The organism is Acidimicrobiia bacterium (assembly GCA_040881685.1).
Taxonomy (GTDB): Bacteria; Actinomycetota; Acidimicrobiia; order IMCC26256; family PALSA-555; genus SHVJ01.
Window position 1 is genome coordinate 1 of sequence record JBBECS010000006.1, and the last position, 15642, is coordinate 15642.

The 15642-nt window shown below is 68.5% G+C and carries 20 protein-coding genes; 7 read left to right on the top strand and 13 right to left on the bottom strand.

The genetic code is table 11. The features are described from left to right. Positions 1-186 (top strand): EamA family transporter (locus WEE69_02055; protein ID MEX1144072.1); only part of this gene is annotated, 186 nt, incomplete at its 5' end. 39 nt (positions 187-225) lie between these two features. Here WEE69_02055 and WEE69_02060 read toward each other — a convergent pair. The 4 genes from WEE69_02060 to WEE69_02075 are packed head-to-tail and all read right to left on the bottom strand — an operon-like array spanning position 226 to position 2670. Continuing rightward, a complete protein-coding gene (locus WEE69_02060) occupies positions 226-1017 on the bottom strand; it encodes an enoyl-CoA hydratase/isomerase family protein (GenBank protein MEX1144073.1) in 792 nt (263 codons plus the stop codon). Then, entirely contained in the window at positions 1014-1373 is a 360-nt protein-coding gene (locus WEE69_02065) for a pyridoxamine 5'-phosphate oxidase family protein (GenBank protein ID MEX1144074.1), read from the bottom strand. Before WEE69_02065 ends, WEE69_02060 begins: the two co-directional genes overlap by 4 nt. After that, complete coding sequence (locus WEE69_02070) at positions 1373-1789, bottom strand: pyridoxamine 5'-phosphate oxidase family protein (protein MEX1144075.1); 417 nt, start codon at positions 1787-1789, stop codon at positions 1373-1375. The genes WEE69_02065 and WEE69_02070 overlap by 1 nt, the downstream gene beginning before the upstream one ends. Continuing rightward, a complete protein-coding gene (locus WEE69_02075; protein ID MEX1144076.1) occupies positions 1786-2670 on the bottom strand; it encodes a 3-keto-5-aminohexanoate cleavage protein in 885 nt (294 codons plus the stop codon). The genes WEE69_02070 and WEE69_02075 overlap by 4 nt, the downstream gene beginning before the upstream one ends. A 61-nt stretch (positions 2671-2731) precedes the next feature. Here WEE69_02075 and WEE69_02080 point away from each other — a divergent pair, with 61 nt between their 5' ends. Both WEE69_02080 and WEE69_02085 read left to right on the top strand, forming a co-directional pair. Next, a complete protein-coding gene (locus WEE69_02080; protein ID MEX1144077.1) occupies positions 2732-3409 on the top strand; it encodes a response regulator transcription factor in 678 nt (225 codons plus the stop codon). Positions 3410-3412: 3 nt separating this feature from the next. Continuing rightward, positions 3413-4792: an ATP-binding protein gene (locus tag WEE69_02085; GenBank protein ID MEX1144078.1), complete on the top strand. Its 1380-nt coding sequence runs from the start codon at positions 3413-3415 to the stop codon at positions 4790-4792. Positions 4793-4884: 92 nt separating this feature from the next. On the opposite strand, the gene WEE69_02090 is transcribed toward WEE69_02085, so the two are convergent. Continuing rightward, entirely contained in the window at positions 4885-5862 is a 978-nt protein-coding gene (locus tag WEE69_02090; protein MEX1144079.1) for an enoyl-CoA hydratase/isomerase family protein, read from the bottom strand. Positions 5863-5915: 53 nt separating this feature from the next. Between WEE69_02090 and WEE69_02095 the strand changes: the two genes are divergently transcribed. Beyond that, positions 5916-6707 carry an enoyl-CoA hydratase-related protein gene (locus tag WEE69_02095; GenBank protein ID MEX1144080.1) on the top strand — a complete coding sequence of 264 codons (792 nt, stop codon included), beginning with the start codon at positions 5916-5918 and terminating at the stop codon, positions 6705-6707. Here WEE69_02095 and WEE69_02100 read toward each other — a convergent pair. Then, entirely contained in the window at positions 6704-6895 is a 192-nt protein-coding gene (locus tag WEE69_02100; protein MEX1144081.1) for a ferredoxin, read from the bottom strand. The genes WEE69_02095 and WEE69_02100 overlap by 4 nt on opposite strands. A gap of 39 nt (positions 6896-6934) precedes the next feature. On the opposite strand from WEE69_02100, the gene WEE69_02105 reads away from it, so the two are divergent. After that, the gene (locus WEE69_02105; GenBank protein MEX1144082.1) at positions 6935-7387 is read left to right on the top strand and encodes a nuclear transport factor 2 family protein; all 453 of its coding nucleotides are present in this window, start codon (positions 6935-6937) and stop codon (positions 7385-7387) included. On the opposite strand, the gene WEE69_02110 is transcribed toward WEE69_02105, so the two are convergent. Together WEE69_02110 and WEE69_02115 are read right to left on the bottom strand one after the other, a co-directional pair. Beyond that, positions 7384-8145, bottom strand: coding sequence for an SDR family oxidoreductase (locus tag WEE69_02110; GenBank protein MEX1144083.1), 762 nt, complete (start codon positions 8143-8145; stop codon positions 7384-7386). The two genes, WEE69_02105 and WEE69_02110, sit on opposite strands and share 4 nt — an antisense overlap. Positions 8146-8192: 47 nt before the next feature. Further along, positions 8193-8564, bottom strand: coding sequence for a hypothetical protein (locus WEE69_02115; protein ID MEX1144084.1), 372 nt, complete (start codon positions 8562-8564; stop codon positions 8193-8195). Between the two features lie 185 nt (positions 8565-8749). On the opposite strand from WEE69_02115, the gene WEE69_02120 reads away from it, so the two are divergent. Next, complete coding sequence (locus WEE69_02120; protein ID MEX1144085.1) at positions 8750-9064, top strand: hypothetical protein; 315 nt, start codon at positions 8750-8752, stop codon at positions 9062-9064. Here WEE69_02120 and WEE69_02125 read toward each other — a convergent pair. Next, a complete protein-coding gene (locus WEE69_02125) occupies positions 9049-9381 on the bottom strand; it encodes an STAS domain-containing protein (GenBank protein MEX1144086.1) in 333 nt (110 codons plus the stop codon). The genes WEE69_02120 and WEE69_02125 overlap by 16 nt on opposite strands. Before the next feature lie 91 nt (positions 9382-9472). Here WEE69_02125 and WEE69_02130 point away from each other — a divergent pair, with 91 nt between their 5' ends. Then, a complete protein-coding gene (locus tag WEE69_02130; protein MEX1144087.1) occupies positions 9473-10090 on the top strand; it encodes a hypothetical protein in 618 nt (205 codons plus the stop codon). 250 nt (positions 10091-10340) lie between these two features. On the opposite strand, the gene WEE69_02135 is transcribed toward WEE69_02130, so the two are convergent. From WEE69_02135 to WEE69_02150, 4 genes are read right to left on the bottom strand one after another with little or no spacing between them, the layout of a single operon-like run. Further along, complete coding sequence (locus tag WEE69_02135; protein ID MEX1144088.1) at positions 10341-13919, bottom strand: SpoIIE family protein phosphatase; 3579 nt, start codon at positions 13917-13919, stop codon at positions 10341-10343. Positions 13920-13946: 27 nt separating this feature from the next. Beyond that, positions 13947-14306: an STAS domain-containing protein gene (locus tag WEE69_02140; GenBank protein ID MEX1144089.1), complete on the bottom strand. Its 360-nt coding sequence runs from the start codon at positions 14304-14306 to the stop codon at positions 13947-13949. Between the two features lie 22 nt (positions 14307-14328). Then, positions 14329-15087: a SigB/SigF/SigG family RNA polymerase sigma factor gene (locus WEE69_02145; GenBank protein MEX1144090.1), complete on the bottom strand. Its 759-nt coding sequence runs from the start codon at positions 15085-15087 to the stop codon at positions 14329-14331. Then, a complete protein-coding gene (locus tag WEE69_02150; protein MEX1144091.1) occupies positions 15084-15485 on the bottom strand; it encodes a hypothetical protein in 402 nt (133 codons plus the stop codon). The genes WEE69_02145 and WEE69_02150 overlap by 4 nt, the downstream gene beginning before the upstream one ends. Between the last annotated feature and the right edge of the window lie 157 nt (positions 15486-15642).

A 15642-nucleotide genomic window follows, 5' to 3' on the forward strand; every position in this document is an offset into this window, starting at 1 on the left:
GCGACCGCGCTCCTCCTGCTCGCGGTGCGCGAGGGCCTCACGTCGCTCGTTGCGCCACTCGCGGCGCTGGGTCCTGCGTTCACGGTCGCCTGGGCGTGGATCGTGCTGAAGGAGCCGATCGCCCGTCTCCAGATCGCGGGCCTTGGTCTCGGTCTCGTCGGCTTGGCGCTCATCGCCGCCGGATAGAGAGACACACACCATGCCGACGAATCCGCACAGGGTGTTTCAGAGGCGCCCGGGACGCCGGAACTCCTCGGGCACCCATGCCGGGGACCGCTTCTCGACGAACGCGGCCATGCCCTCGGCGACTTCGGCACCGCGCACCGACTCGTCGAAGCTGATGTGGTCGATCGCGCCATAGCGCGCGTTCAACATGCGCTTCACGGCACGGCGTGCCGCCGGCGCAGTTTGGAGGATGTCGCCGACGGCTCGCTCAGTCTCTTCGGCGAGTTGGGCGTGAGGCACGACGCGCGCGACGAGCCCGTGACGCTCGGCTTCTTCGGCCGACAGCCTCCGCCCCGTGAACAACAAGTCGCGCGCCAGGGCCATCCCGAGGTGCTCGGGGAGGATGGCGGCGTTGTAGGCGTCGGCGACGCCGCGGTGAAGCTCGGGCGCGCCGAACGTCGCGCGGTCACTCGCGACGGCGAGGTCACACATGAGGGCGATGATGAGCCCGCCACCCATGCAGAGCCCGTTCACCGAGGCGATGACCGGCTTCGGGCTGTTGCGGACCGCGTCGAAGGGCAAAACGCCCGAACCGAGCAGAGCCGCGTAGTCGACGTCACCCTCACCGTGCTCACCGCCGAGCTCCCCACCGGGAGCGAACACGTCACCAGTGCCGGTGATCACGAGAGCGTGCAGGCTGCTGGTGTTCGTGACGCGGTCGACCGCGCGCCGGATGCCGAAGTACATGTTGGCGGTGAGTGCATTGCGCCGTTGCGGACGGTCGATCGTGACCCACGCGACCGGACCGCGCTGCTCGAAGTGGAGGTACGGCGTGCCGAGGTCGACGGTCATTCCGGCCGCTCGCGGATCTTGGCGAAGTCGAAGCTCGTCACGTGCTCGCTCCGGACGATGACCGTGCCGTCATCACGCGGCTGGGCGCGTCCGTGCACTGACACACCGCGGATCTCGTAGTAGCTGGAACACGACTCCGCGGCGCAGCACACCCGGTCGTCGGCACCGATCGCGGCGAGCGCGGGAGAGCTCGCGTCGAGCGTCAGCAGCAGTGCGCGGTCTTCGTATCGGCAGCGCGCGATCGCGACCTCGGGCGCGCCGTCGGGATCGAGCGTCGCCAGCGCAACGTGCCGGCGCGTGCGGAGGAACTCGTCCACCTCACCCGGCGCCATGGTGATCGGCTCGCGCGGCGACATCAGGCCAGGAAACCGACGCGGGTCGGCTCCACCCGGAACATGATCCGCTTGGCCGTGCCCACCCGGTCCGCGACCTTTCGCACGATGCCGCTCGAGACGCCGGCCGGGTTCACCGCCGGTCTCGTGTCGCCACCTGGGAGCGGCGTGCCCGGTGCCATGAGCTCCGCGGTGCCGTGCACGACGACCGCGGGTGGCACGAGGTCGTCGTCACCACCGAGGACGAGACAGCACACCCTCGGGTCGCGCTCGATGTTCCGGGTCTTGGCGCTCTTGCGGTAGGTGTTGAACCAGAGGGCGCCCTCGCGCCACAGCGCGAGCATCGGGTGCACGGTGGGGGATCCATCGTCGCGCAAGGTCACGAGCATCGTGCGCGTGTGGGTGGCGAGAAACTCGTCGATCTCCTGCGACACGCTCACCGGCGCGGTCCGCCGAAGCGTGCGCGGACGTGGTCGACCGTCGCGATCCGACGACCGAGCGATCGAGCGAGCTCGGCGATCTGTTGCACGCGCTCGAGGTTGCTCGGCGGGTAGTCAGGATCGGTGGGATTGTCACCGACGCCGACGCGAACGTGCCCGCCGTGGGTGATGCACCAGGTGAGGCACGTCATCGCGTCGGCGTAGTTCACGCCGTAGGGAAGGAACAGCCACTCGCAATCGAGATCGTCGGGGAGCATGTCGACGTACGCCTGGAGGAACCGCGGCTCGGGCGGAAACCCGAATGGGCGCTCCTCGCTCATGAAGAACTTCAGGAGCATCGGCCTGACGTAGTGACCCATGCGCCACGCGGCAATCGCGCTCCGAACGCCTCCCGGCTCGAAGACGTCGTGTGACACCCACAGGTCGTACTCGCGGCACACGTCCAGCTGGTACAGCAGTGACGCGTGGGACTGGAGCAGCACGTACTCGCCACCCACGAACGTCTTGGCGCTCCAATCAGGGGCCGAGATGTTCGCCGACCCGGAGATCACCGGGCCGATCTCGAGGGGTGCGGTCTCGAACTCGGCCAGCGAGACCACGTGCCGATACGTCTCTTCCAGCCCGGCGGGGACATACGTGGGGTAGCAGAGGGCGTCGGTTCGCTCGCGCACGGCCGCAAAGATCTCGCGGTAGAGGTCGCCGTCGTTGTAGCGGGTGCGGCCGGTCTCCGGGTCGCGCGCGTGAAGGTGGAACACCGAGGCGCCCGCCTCGACGCACGCGGCGATGTCCTCACCGATCTCCGCGGGGGTGATGGGGACGTGCGGATTCTGCTCCCGGGTCACGTCCTCGTTGACCCCGACCGCGATGATCAGCTCGTCCACGACGGTCGTTCTAGCCGAAGGCTCACATCGGATTCACACGAACTGCTCGTACGCTGGTCGGATGCGGGTGTTGGTGGTCGAGGACGAGATGCGCATGGCCGAGCTTCTTGAACAGGGGCTGCGCGAGGAGGGCCATGCAGTGGATGTGGCCCGCGACGGCACCGACGCGCTCTGGCTGGGAACCGAAAACGAATACGACGCCATCGTCCTGGACGTGATGTTGCCAGGGATGGACGGGTTCGAGGTCTGTCGCAACCTGCGCGAAGCGGGGAGGTGGTCGCCCGTGATCATGCTCACGGCCCGCGACGCGGTCGACGATCGCGTTCGTGGGCTCGACGCGGGGGCCGACGACTACCTCATGAAGCCCTTCAGTTTTGCGGAGCTCGCGGCGCGCGTGCGCTCATTGGTGCGGCGCCCGAGCGGTGCGCGACCGGTCGTGGTTGAGGTCGGCGACCTCCGGCTCGACCCCGCGACGCACCGATCATGGCGCGGGGACGCCGAGATCGCGCTCTCGCCCAAGGAGATGGCGCTGCTCGAGCTGTTGATGCGCCGGCCGGGTGAGGTGGTCACCCGGACCGCGATCCTGGAGCACGTCTGGGACTTCGCGTACGACGGCCTCTCCAACGTCGCCGACCAGTACATCGCCTACCTGCGTAAGAAGATTGACCGCCCGTTTGGTCGAGCCGACATCGAGACCGTGCGCGGCGCTGGATACCGGCTGCGGGCCCCGGACGCTTGACCCGTGCCGATCCGGATCCGGCTCGCGCTGGGCTTTGCCGTTGCCGCTCTCATCATCTTCGGCGTCAGCGGCGTGCTCTTCGAGCGGTCGTTTCGCAACGGGGTCGAGAAGTCGCTCGATCCGGGACTCCGCGCGCAGACCGACACGCTCGCGCGCGCCTTGCACGCTTCAGGTGGCGCTGACGTCGGTCTCAACGAAGCCAGCACGACCGCGCTCGTGCGCACGCGCGAGCTCGTCGCCCAGGTTCTCGACGGGCAGGGCCGCCTCCTCGAGACCACTCGCGAAGCGGGAGCACGACGCATCGTGACCCGCGCCGAGGCGAGCCGCGCGACCGAGACGACGATCTTCGTGCAGGAGGGCATCGACCGCGAGCGGGAGCCGTTCCGACTCCTTGCTCGAGCAACCGACACGAGCGGCGGCACGCGCATCGTCGTTGTCGGGACCTCACTCGAAGCCACGAACGAGGCCGTCGATCGCGTCGATGACGCGCTGCTTTTCGGTGGTATCGCCGTCGTGATCGTCGCCGGCGCCGGGGCCTGGGTGCTCGCGGGCGCGGCGCTCCGACCGGTCGAGCGCATGCGCCGCCAAGCCGCTGCGATCTCCGAACGCGATCCTTCTCCCCAGCTTCCCGTTCCGGCGACGCGTGACGAGCTCGCCGCGCTGGGCTCGACGTTGAACGACTTGCTGGCACGGTTGCGCAGTGCGCTCGAACGGGAGCGACAGTTCGTTGCTGACGCCGGGCACGAGCTGCGGACGCCCCTGGCGATCCTGCGCACGGAGCTGGAGCTCGCGAGCCGTCGGCCCCGCTCACACGACGAGCTGATGGCAACCGTGATCGCGGCGCAGCGCGAGACCGAACGCATCGCACGCCTCACCGATGAGCTGCTGTTCCTGGCGTCCACCGACGACGCTCCCGCAGTGCCACGCTCCGGTGCGTCAATCTCGCCGATCCTCGAGGAGGCGGTCGCCTCGCTCGAGGCCGAAGCTGATGAACGGTCGGTGCGCGTCGAGCTCGATGCCGACCGATCGATCGAGGCATCGGTGGCGCCCGCGCTGTTGCGACGCGCCGTCGAGAACCTGCTCGAGAACGCGCTGCGCTACGCGCCGGAAGGGTCGACCGTGCTGACCCGCCTCCGTCATACGAACGGCCAGGTGGTCGTGGACGTGCTCGACGACGGCCCCGGGTTCCCTCAGGACTTCCTCGCGCACGCGTTCGAGCGCTTTCGCCGCGCTGACGATGCCCGCTCGCGGGGTTCCGGTGGTACCGGCCTGGGCCTCGCGATCGTGGCCGCGGTCGCCCGCGCGCACGGCGGGGAAGCTGTTGCGGCGAATCGGCCCGACGGCGGTGCGGCCGTGGGCATCCGCATTCCCGCGCCAGCCTGACTCACATCTTCGACTCACGGGGCACCAACCTTCGAAAGCGCATGGTGCGAGTGCGGCCCCAACTGGGGCGGACACCCCCAGCGACCGTTCGGTCAGGGCTCGATCTCGTCGACAAGCCCCCACGCCAGCGCGGTCAACGCGTCGATCGGGCGCTGCGAGAGGGCCAACCGCGCGGTGCGGTGACGACCGATCCGGCGCGGCAGGCTCACCGTCCCCCCAGCCCCGGGGATCAGGCCCATCCCCACTTCGGGGAGCGCGATCACCGTGTCGGCATGAGCGACGACTCGGCTCGCGAACGCCGGCAGCTCGATCCCGGACCCGAGACACGATCCGTGGATGCGCGCGGTCACACGGTCGGCCATCGCGGCGAGAGCGCGGCCGGCGTTACGCGCCAACCGGACGAGATGTGCGGTGGCTGGATCGGGACGCGTCCCGAACTCGTCCAAGTCGCCGCCACTACAGAAGGACGGCCCGTCGCCCGCGAGCACGACCTCGGCGATCGAAGGGTCGTTGGCGGCGATGGCCAACGCATCCAACAGCTCGTCGCGCATGCGCGCGTCGAACGCGTTGTGGACGTCGGGCCGTGAGAGCGTCACGAGAAGGCGCTCGCCGATCCGCTCGGTGCGAACGGCGGGTTGAGTGTCATCCGGTCGCGCACGAACAGGTGTTGCCGCGCGCCACGTCGCGAACTCGGGTCCACCCTGGAGTGCCGAGTAGACCGAGGACTCAGCCGCCAGGCCGTCACCCAGGGTCCGACCGAGAGACCCCCGCAGCAGGATCGCCAACGACGTCGCCGTATGGGGGTGCGAATGGACGGTCTCGAGCACGGCGTCCAACGCGGGTTCGCCGGGCTCGAGCACGACGTCACAGAGATCGCCGATCGCCGACTGCGAGCCGCCGACACCGACCACCACGCACGGGAGCGAGGCCATCGCGTCGCCGAGCGCGGTGGAATCGGGGATCGAATCGGTCGTTGCGAGCTCCACCACCACGGCGCCACCGAGCGGGTGACCGAGCGCGTCGGCGGCGTACGGCGAGCGGAGGGCGTCGAGGAACTCGGCCTCGTCCAAGGAGAGCGACTCTAGAAGCAGGCGACCGGGCTCAGCATGTAGGTTGCGCGTCCTTGGCCGCGAAGCGATCGAACAGCATCTCGGTCGATGTGACCGATCACGTGGCCACGGTCACGCTCGACCGCCCACCGGTGAACGCGGTCGATCGCCCGACATTCGACGAGATCCGAGACGCGTTCACGTCGTTCAACCAGAACCGAGACGTTCGGATTGCGATCTTCACTGCCGTCGGTGAACGCGCGTTCATGGCCGGGGTCGACCTGCGCGCCGTCGACGAGCCACTCGTGGATCCGCCACCTACCCGAATCACCGATCCCGGGAGTGCAGCGCGCGACGCCATGTGGTCGATCACCGATTGCGCCGTGCCTGTGATCGGTGCGATCAACGGTCCCGCGCTCGGCGCAGGGCTCGCGTTCGCGGCGTGCTGCGACCTGTTGATCGCTGCCGACAATGCCACCTTTGGGACGACGGAGATCAACGTGGGCCTCCTCGGGGCCAGCTCGCACCTCTCGATGCTGGTCGGACGGCACAAGGCGCGCGAGATGTTCTTCACGGGCGAAGTTGTCCCGGCCGACGAGCTGTACCGGCTTGGCGCGCTGCGCGCTGTCGTGCCCCATGCGGAGCTCATGCCCACGGCGCGAGCGCTCGCCGAGTCGCTGGCGGCCAAGAGCCCGATCGCCCTCCGCCTGGCCAAGGAAGCGATGAACCGCGTCGAGCATCTCCCGCTCAAAGAGGGCTACCGAACCGAGCAGGAGTACACCGGGCGTCTCCAGCGCTTCGAGGACGCGGCCGAAGCCCGACAGGCCTATCTCGAGAAGCGCGACCCCGACTGGAAATGGCGCTAGTCGTCGACGGTGATCGCCGACTCGGGGCAGTTCGCGGCGGCGGTGCGCGCTTGGTCGCGGAGGTGCTCGGGAACGTCGGCCGCGATCACCACGGAATGGCCGTCGTCGTCGGGTTCGAACACTTCCGGTGCGAGCGAGTAGCAGCGCCCATGACCCGTGCACGCGGCAGCGTCGACGGTCACCTTCATCAGCGGGGCACTCTACCGGCGTCGCTCTAGGGTCTGGCGATGGACGCGTGGGAGATCGCCGCCCGCCTCGGTGTCGAGGACACGATCGCTCGGTACGCGCGGTGCGCGGACAGCGGTCGGTCTGCTGAGCTCGCCGACCTCTTCACGAATGACGGCGTGCTGGTCGTCGCTGGCGACGAGCGGCGGGGCCGGACGGCGATCACCGACTACCTCGAAGGCAACAAGTCGAGCTTGGCGTCGAGCGCCTCGGGCGGCGGGCGCATCAGGCACCACGTGTCCTCGTTGCGCATCGACTTCCCGACCCACGAGGAGGCGCGCGCCACGAGCTATTTCCTCGCGGTCACGGCGGCCGGTCCCGATCACTGGGGTGTGTACCGTGACCAGCTCGTGCTCGACGGCGACCGATGGCGGTTCGCGCGACGCGAGGCGATCCCAGAGGGCTTCGCGTCTGGCGGCTGGCAGGGTACGGCGAATGCTGCGTCGCGCGACTAGCGCCGTTGCGCCACCAGGGCGCCGCCGTCGACCACCAGCGTCTCCCCGGTGATCCACGACGCAAGGTCGCTGGCGAGGAACAACACTGCGCCGGCAATGTCGATGGGCTCACCGAGCCGTTCGAGCGGCATCGTGGCGGCGACGAGATCCTCGGCCGGCTCCCACAGTGCGCGTGCGAAGTCGGTCTTCACGAGACCCGGCGCGATTGCATTCACGCGCACACCAGGTGCCAGCTCGGCAGCCAGCACCTTGGTGAGATGGACGAGCGCAGCCTTGGTCACGTTGTAGACGCCAATTCCCGAGTCGTGGCGCAGGCCACCGATCGAGACGACGTTGACGACCGAGCCACCCGCGTCGCGCATGCCCGCCCGCCACGCCTCCTGGGTCCACACCAGCGGGCCGCGCACGTTCACCTGGAACGTCTTGTCGTAGCGCGGTAGGTCGACATCGATGACCGGACCCATGTGCGGGTTCGTCGCGGCGTTGTTCACCAAGATGTCGATCGATCCGAACCGCTCGACCGTGGCCGCGACGCACGCAGCGGCTTGTTCAGGCTCACCCGCGTTCGCCGCGAACGTCTCGACCCGTCCAGGTCCTTTGATCGTCCCCGCGGCTTCGTCGAGCGCCTCCTGTTTGCGGGATGAAAGCATCACGTTGGCTCCCGCGCTCGCGAACGCGTCGCAGATCGCGAGCCCGATGCCGCGCGAGGCACCCGTGACCAGCGCGCTCTTGTCGGTGAGATCCAGTGTGGTCGCCACGGCGCACACGTTACGTGCATTGGCGCGACGTTCCCGTCGACGCTGGATCAGACGCGACCGTGCTTGACCAAGCGGAATCGGCGTCCGTCGTCGGCGTCGGTCACCGCATGCTCGTCGACCACTCGCGTGAGGATGGTCTCGGTGAACTCGTTGTCGACGGACGCCCCGGGTGTGCTGGCGAAGCCTTCGACGATCACCGCATTCGGTTCGGTGTGGAAGTCGATGGCCACGGTGCCGGCCGCGCCGGTCCCGATCAGCACGTGGCACAGCTCGTTGACCCCGATCCGGAGGTCGTCGATCTCCTCGTAGTTGAACCCGGCGCGACTCCCGGCGTCGGCGGCGGCCAGACGGGCCAATCGCAGGTACTCGGGGTTCGCCGGGACCACTAGCGTCACGCGCTGTTCGTGGTTCGCAGACATCCCGGCGAGAGAATACGACGTCGGACGGCGTTCGACCCCGACCGACGAACGGCGACCGACCGGTCGCGCCTGCTTCGGTGTCGTGGATGTGCTGATGGGTCCGATGTACCCGAACGATGAGCCCGCCAATCGCAATGGTGGATACCGGGGGGTTTCGTGCCCTCGGCGACGGGTATCCATCACCCATGAGCATCGAAGCGATCTCCAACGGGCAGGACGAGCAGGTCGAATTGGTACCGCGGGGGATGGTCTCGCCGCGCGTGTCGGAGCTTGTTGCGTGGGCGTCGATGGTGGACCCGGGCCGCGCTCCGTCAGCGCCCCGGCACGATCAGGCGCTCGAGGCCCTCGCTGAGGCCGCGGACGGCGATGGTGACCTCGTGCACCGGGCGTGGCTCGTCGCGCTGCGCGCATTGCGTGACGGCTCGGTCACCCGATCGTCGGTCAGCTTGCTGCGCGCGACGGCGGACAAGCTCTTGTCAACCGCTCATCGAGCGGGTTGATCGGAGCGTTCGAAGAAGTCCGAGAGGCCGGCCACGTCGAGGATGCGGCGCGTTCGGTCGTCCAGGCGATGCAGGACGAGCGAGGCGCCCTGCGCCTCGAGGTCGTGGTGTGCCTTGACGAGCACGCTGATCCCACTCGAATCGAGGAACGTGAGCCCGCCGAGGTCGAGGCGCACCATGTCGGGCTCCGCGGCGATTGCCTTCTCGCACTCGAGGCGGAGATCGGGTGCCGTCGCGAGATCGATGTCGCCGGCCACCACGATGACGATGGCGTCGCCGTCGTGAGCCGACTCGATGGAGAAGCCCCCGTCCCTCATGGCGGCGCAGGCTATCGGAAGCCTTCCCGAGGCGTGCCAGCCGTTCGGGCGACGTCGTTTCTGGTCCGTGCGGTACGGGTATGAAGGCCCCATGACAACAGCAACGAGGCATGGTCCTCGCGCGCTCTGGGTCGGGCTTCTCGCCGCGATCGCGGTCGTCTCGGTGGCCTGCGCGCCTCAGTTCCGAGCCGCGGACACGAAGGTGCTGCTCGTGGGCGACTCGTTGCTCGACAGATCGAGGCTGCCGGTGTCGGATGCCCTCACGGAGGCCGGATGGGACCCGCGTATCAAGGCGGATGGCGGCCGGAGCATCACCTTCTTCCAAGACAAAGTCCCGCTGTTCGCCGGGTCCACCCAGCCCGGCGTGATGGTCATCGAGCTGGGGACGAATGACTGCTCGCCGGTGCTGTGTGTGCCGCTCGGACCCGCCATCGACCAGATCATGGGCAGTGTGCCGTCCGACTACCCGGTGCTGTGGCTGAACGCGCAAACAGATGTTCCCGCTCCATTCAACGAGAACCGCGACTTCGTCAACGGCGAGCTCGAGGACGCCGACTCTCGCTGGCCGAACCTCTATCTCGTCGATCTCGACGGGCACTTCGCCGGGCACCCCGAATGGCATGAGGACGACGGGCTGCACTTCAACGAAGAGGGAAGGCACGAGTTCGCGCGCTTCCTCGTCGACGAGCTGGACCGTTTCAAGCCCTGACGCCGTACCGACGTCGCGTCGCTGCACCCGAACGTGCAGCGGCCCGGCTGGTGCGGGGGTCCAGCCGGGCCGCCGAGCCCGACCCTCAGGTCAGGCGCAAGGAGCTTCCGACCCGGCCGCGGGGCGATGACCAGATCACTGCTCCTCCCGAGGTTGGGCTGTTCGCCTCGGTTCTCTGCTCATGTTCCCGCTTGGCGCTGGGCCGAAACCCCGAATCTGCACCGGGAGCGAAGGGACGGGAACCGGCGCCCTACGAGCGGGCCCGCCGGCGGGCCCACCAGCCCCGCACCCCGCGTCTCCGTCGGGGGTGCCGCGGCCGCGCCCTCGGACGGGGCTCACGCTCCAGGGGCCCGACTTTGGTCACCCGGATGGCCATGAGCGCGACGTCGTCGGCCGGGCCGCTCTCGGGCAGGGTGTGCTCGAGGACGTGGTCGCTCAGGAGCTCGAGGTCTTCGGGCGCGCTCGTGAGTGCGTCCCGGAGGCGACTCAAGCCGACGTCGATCGACTCGGCTCGGCGCTCGATGAGCCCGTCGGTGTAGAACACCAGCACGTCACCCTCGCGCAGCCGGATGCTCCGCTCGCGGTACTTGGTGGTCGCGTCGGCACGGAGCGGTGGTCCGAGTGCTCCGCTGAGATAGCGCGCCTTGCCCGTGCGCCGCATGCGCAAGGTGGGCGGATGCCCGGCGCTCGCGAAGCGGAAGACACGGCTTCGCGGGTCGTACATCGCAACGGCCACCGTGGCCATGTCGGCATCGGGCAACGTGATCAACCACCGGTTGAGCTGTTCGAGGATCGCCCGAGGCCGAAGGCGATCGAGTGCGGCGAGCTGAGCTGCCGAGCGCAGCAGGCCCGTCGAGGAAGCAGCTTGCAGGCCGTGACCGACCACGTCACCGATCGCGAACAGCACGTTCCCGTCCGGCATGGCGAACACGTCGTACCAGTCGCCACCGACGCGCTCGCTCTCGCCAGGGAGGTACCGCACGGCCGTGGCCACGCCGGGAACCGACGGGACGTGTTGAGGAAGCAGACTCCGCTGCAAGGTCTCCGCGGTTGCGCGCTCGCGCTCGAACCGCTCTGCGTGTCGGAACGATGCCGCGGCCCTTCGAGCGAGCTCGTTGGCGATCGGGACGTCGTTGTCGCCGTAGCGCCGTTCCGACCATGCGTACATGAACGAAATGGTGCCGAACGCGTCACCGTTCTCGTCGATGAGCGGGGCGCAGAGGATGGACAGAACCCCGGCGCCGATGCCCGGGGTGGCGAAGTGATGGGTGCGGTCGCGCCGCACGTCGGGGATGAGCACCGGTTCCCCGGTGTCACACGCCTCGCGGTTCGGCGTTTGCAGTCCGGGTGGGAGGTCGTTCCATCGATCGATTGCCCGAAACGGCTCGGCCAGATCCGAGTCGGCTACTGCGAACTCTTCGAGCTCGAACCCGCCTTCGTCGTCCCGGAGGTGGAGGACGCACACATCCGCGAAGTTGGGAACGACATCCCGGACGAAGCGACGCATGCGCGCATCGACGTTGAGCTCGACGGCGATGAGCTCGCCTGCCCTCGCCAGCACGTCGAGCTGCTCCTGGGAGCGGAGCGCCTCCGCCTCGAGGCGCGCGGCCTCGATCACCTGGGCAAGGCGCCGCGCCAGCTCCTCGGCCAGGCCGAGATCGGAATGCCGGTACCGGCGCCCTGAGAGGGGCGTGTAGTTGAGAACCAGCAGGCCGATCACCTCGCCGCGAGTCTCGAGCGGGGCGACGATCGCTGACGTGGCGCCGTGCTCCTCGATGAGGCGGAGGTGCTCTTCGTTCTGGGCGAATCGCCGGTGCATGTCGGAGGGGACCTCCGCGAGGCGGACTGCCGATCCATCCGCCACCGCGGCGCGGCTGGCGGTGAGATCGAGCGGCCACCGGCGTTCGGCGTCCTGCAAGAGCGAGCGGGTCTCCTCGCTGGCGTGGCCCACCGCGACGCGCGGTTCGGCCGACGCGGTCTCGAACAGGTACAGCTGGCACGAGTCGGCGAACTCGGGGATGACGATCTGGACCGCCTCTTCGAGCGTTGCGTCGAGATCGCTCGTGCGGGCGAAGAGCTCGCTCGCCCGGGCAATGAGGAGTGCGGCGGTCTCCTGGCGCTTTCGGACGGTGAGGTCGACGAACACCGCGCCGAGTCCGAGCACGTCGCCGCTCGCCGGCCTGACCGGGTAGCACGACACGAGGTAGTGGCGCTCGAACCACTTCGTTCCGGGCACCCACCCGCTCACCTCCACGTCGACCACCGACTCTTGGGTGGCGATCACGTGCTCGAAGGTGGCCCTCACCTGATCCCACAGGTCGGGCAGCACGTCGGCGATCGGTTTGCCGAGATGCTGGGGGATCGGGAGCCCATCCATGGCCGAGAAACGACCGTTGACACGCACGAATCGAAGCTCGTTGTCGAAGAACGCGAAGGCGAACGGGGAGTGCTCCAGCAGCGTGTCGAGTCGGGCGACGGTCTCTTCGAGCGTTCGTCGGGTGTGTTGCTCCAGCTCCAGCAGACGCTCGCGTTCCTGCTCGACGGCTTTGCGCTCATGTACGTCGATCGCAACGCCGATCCAGCGAGCGTTCTGAAGGTCGGCGACCCGCGAGCCGCGCCCCTCGACCCATCGGATCGTTCCGTCGGGGAGCACGACGCGGTGCTCCATCTCGATCTGCGTGTCGTTATGCACCGCGGTGCGGATCGTCTTGACGACGAGCTCCCGATCCTCTGGGTGCACGTGCTCGATGTACGCGGCGAAGCTTCCCGGGAACGAACCCGGCACGACTCCGAACAGCAGCGAGAGCTCGGGCGACCATCGGACGTTGTCCGACTCGGGCTGCCACTCCCAAGTGCCCATGCGCCCGGCTTCGAGCGCGAGTCGCAGGTGGGTCTCGCTGGTGCGCAGCTCGTGCTCCACCCGCTGGCGGGCGAGAGCCGCGCCGAGGATATTCGCGACGTTGCGCAGGAAGTTGACGTCGTCGTTGGTGAAGTCGCCGGGCCGAGAGCTGTGCGCCGAGAGCACGCCGACGGATCCGTGCTCGTTGCGGATCGGTGCACATGAGCTGGAGCGGATCTTGCGCGTCCCCTCGGGTTCGCCGGACTCGGAGCGGCGATGCTCGACCCAGTCGTCGATCACGATCGGCTCGGCCAAGACGATCGTGTCCCGTGCAAGCCCGAGAAGCTCTTCGTCGCTCCCGGAGCGGGTGAGCCGGGTCCGGCGCGGCCCACGGCTCGCGACCACGCGAAGATCGTGCTCCGGGGTCATCTCCAGCACCATTGCGCTGTCGAGCGCGAGCGCATCGGTGACGAGCCGCGCCGCGTCCGCGGCGAGGTCGCGGAAGTCGCGCCCGGTCAAGGCTGCCCGACCCAGGTCGGCGATCGCCGCACGTTGGCGGGTTCGCTGCTCGAGGTCGGCCCGCACCGTCCGCTGGTCGGTGACATCGTGGGCCGAGACGAGGAAGCCGAGCAGCTCGCCATCCGGCCCGAAGCGTGGATGACCGCGCTCGGCCACCGTTCGGTACTGACCGTCGACCCGCCGCACTGCGTACTCCGTCCCGTACGCCGCGCGCTCCTCGACCGCTCGTCGGTACCCGTCGCGTACACGGCGCTCGTCGTCGGGGTGGATGCCTTCGGCCCAACCGGCACCGAGCTCCTCGACGAGCGGACGACCGCGGAACGCGAGCCACGCCCGGTTGCACCACGTGCACGTCGTGGCGTCGGGCGCGGTCGTCCGTACCATCACCGGGGCGTCGTCGAGTGCCGCGGAGAGATCCCCGTCCACCTCGAAGCGATCGCGTGCGGAGGTGCCGCGACGACGCAGCCTCATGACGGGCCGCCCGCCGAGGGAGTCAGCTCAGTTCTCGATCCTGAACAGCTCGGTGAGCCCGGTGATCTCGAACACCCGCCGAACCGGCTCCTGCAAGTTGCAGAGCATGATGGTGTCACCCTGTTGATCCTTCAGCCGCTTGACAACGCCTACGAGCACCCCGAGTCCCGACGAGTCGATGAAGCTCATCGCTTCGAGGTCGAGCACGATCGTACGGGCACCGCGCTCCAAGCAGTCGTGGAGCTCGGTGCGCAGCCGCGGCGACGTCGCCACGTCGATCTCACCGTGCACCGTCACGATCCATTCGTCATCGCCTGCACCGGTCGTGGTCTCGAAGTCAACGGTGGCAAGCGTCTCGCTCTCGGGTTCGTGTGCTGGTGCGCTCATGGAGCCTCCTCGATGCTCGACCTCATCCGGACGCGCTCAACACCGTGCGCGCGTGCACTCCCAATGTGTTCAAGCTCCGGGTGAGCAGCCGTGACACGTGCATCTGGCTGATCCCGATCTGTTCGGCGATCTCGGCCTGCGTGAGCCCTTCGAAGAAGCGGAGATACACGATCTGACGCTCACGCTCGGGCAGTGACGCCATGAGCTGCTCGACCGCGAGACGCTCGTCGGCACCCTCGAGCTCGGGATCTTCGTCGCCGATCGTGGCGATCGTGGACTCCTCGGCGTCGGGGCGCTGGTAGTCGAGCGACGTGAGTCGGTACAACGTCCCTGCTTCCATCGCCTCGAGCACGTCGTCGTCGCGGACGCCGGCGTGCGTGGCGACTTCCGCAGTCGTCGGCGTGCGTCCGAGGTCCTGGTGGAGGGCTGCCACGATCCCTCGCAGCTGGAGATGCAGCTCCTGCACCCGGCGTGGGACACGGACCGCCCAGCCCTTGTCACGGAAGTGACGCTTGAGCTCACCGAGGATGGTCGGCGTGGCGAAGGACGTGAACTGAACGCCACGGGCCGGGTCGAACCGCTCGACGGCCTTGAGCAAGCCCACCAGTGCGACTTGGCGCAGGTCGTCGAGGGGCTCGCCGCGATCGGAGAACCGGGCCGCGAGCGCTTCCGCGAGCCGCATGTGATCGCGGACCAGGTCGTTGCGCAGCTCGCGGTCGCCCGATCGACGGTAGTGCTCGAACCGTTCGAGCATCTCGGCCTGCTCTTCCGGCGTTCTCATCGGGTCATGGCTCCCGTATGGCTCCGGTGGACGAAGAAGTGCAGCTCGTCACCGCAGAGGTCGAGCTCGTAGGCGTCGGCCAACGCGGTGACGATGGTCGCCGAGAGCTCGGTCATCGCCGGCCAGGTGCCGGTTCGAGCCTTCGTCGCACCTCGCGCGACCACACCCGCATCGGTTCGGGTGAACGACAGGTGCAGGGCGTGATCGGTTGCGACCATCATCGTGTGGCAGAGCTCATCGACGGCGAGGCGGAAGTCTTCGGTCTCCTCACAGTCCAGCCCTGCCCGTGCGGCGGCATCAGCGGCGACGAGGCGGACCGACCGCAGGTACCTGGAGTACGGCGGTATGACCATGACGAGCTCGTCACCGAGATCTCCGAACGAATCCCAGGTCACCATATCCCCCTCCTGCCGGGGAAATCCCGACCGATCCTGGCTTCTGGAGTCACCCGCGACCAATGAAACCCGCCAAACACACTGGCATCTCTTCCCGCTCCGGGTGGCGGCGAAACCCGCGGCGGCCCGAGATTCCGGCGTTTCGGGGTGCCCCTGGCGG